At 75.1% G+C, this 1,135-nt stretch carries 1 protein-coding gene; it reads left to right on the plus strand.

Going from position 1 to position 1,135, the window contains the following annotated elements; translation table 11 throughout:
- Nucleotides 1-79: 79 nt before the first annotated feature.
- On the plus strand, nucleotides 80-1,135 hold a 1,056-nt coding region (locus tag MCM47_RS41265; RefSeq protein WP_308222641.1), incomplete at its 3' end, for a PAS domain-containing protein.

The following is a 1,135-nucleotide window of genomic DNA, read 5'->3' on the forward strand; positions in this document are numbered from 1 at the left end:
CGGGGTGGGGGCGGGGGGGGGGGGGGGGGCCGGGGCGTTCCCCGCCCGCCACAAGGACGGCCACACGGTCCTGGTGGAGATGCGCAACATGCGCCTGCAGGCCTCGTCCGGTACCTGGTACGCGCTCGGGATCGCCTCCTCCCGTGAGACCCTCCAGCGGGTGGAGCGGGACGTGGCGCTGTCGGCGCGGATGGTCGACCAGGCCCCGATCGGCCTCGCCGTCCTCGATCAGGACCTGCGCTACGTCCTGGTCAACCCCGCCCTGGAACGGATCAACGGCGTACCGGCGGCCGGACACCTCGGCCGCACCCCCGGCGAGGTGCTGCCGCACCTGGACGTCGCCGCCATCGAGGACCGGATGCGGAAGGTCCTGGCCACCGGCCGGCCGGTGCTGGAGGAGTTCACCACCGGGCACATGCCGCACGACGGCGGCGAGCACGCCTGGACGTCCTCGTTCTACCGGCTGGAGGACCAGGCCGACCGGGTGCTGGGGCTGGCGATCTCGGTCATCGACGTCACCGAGCAGTACCGGCAGTCCCTCGCCGCCGCCCGGGCCCGCCGCCGCCTCGCCCTGATCGCCGATGCGTCGATCCGGGTCGGCACCACCCTGGACCTCGCCGCCACCGCCCGGGAGCTGACCGAGGTGATCGTGCCCGAGGTCGCCGACGTCGCGGCCGTCGACCTCCTGGACGCCCTGCTTCCCGGCGCGGCCGGCAACCCGAACGACGAGGGCCCGCCGGCGTTCCGCGCGATGGCCCTCAAGACCGCCCACCCCACGCCGGCCACCGCCGCCGCCGACCCGGTCGGCGAGGTGACGCACTACCACGCGCACCGGCTCGTGACCCAGGCCGCCGTCGGGGGCCACCCCGTCCTCGTGCCCCGCGTGAGCCCCCGCGACCTGGCGCGGATCGCCCGCAACGATCACGCGGCCCGCCTCCTCGAGGAAGCCGGCGTCCACTCCTACCTGGCGGTGCCGCTGATCGCCCGCGGCCAGGTCCTCGGCGTCCTCGACCTCAAACGCACCCGCAACCCGGCCCCGTTCGACCATGACGACTCCCTGCTCGTCGCCGAACTCGCCGCCCGCGCCGCCGTCGCCATCGACAACGCCCGCTGGTACCAGCACCAGCGCCACACC

Origin of the sequence: Kitasatospora sp. A2-31, assembly GCF_022288725.1 — a bacterium.
Classification (GTDB): Bacteria; Actinomycetota; Actinomycetes; order Streptomycetales; family Streptomycetaceae; genus Kitasatospora.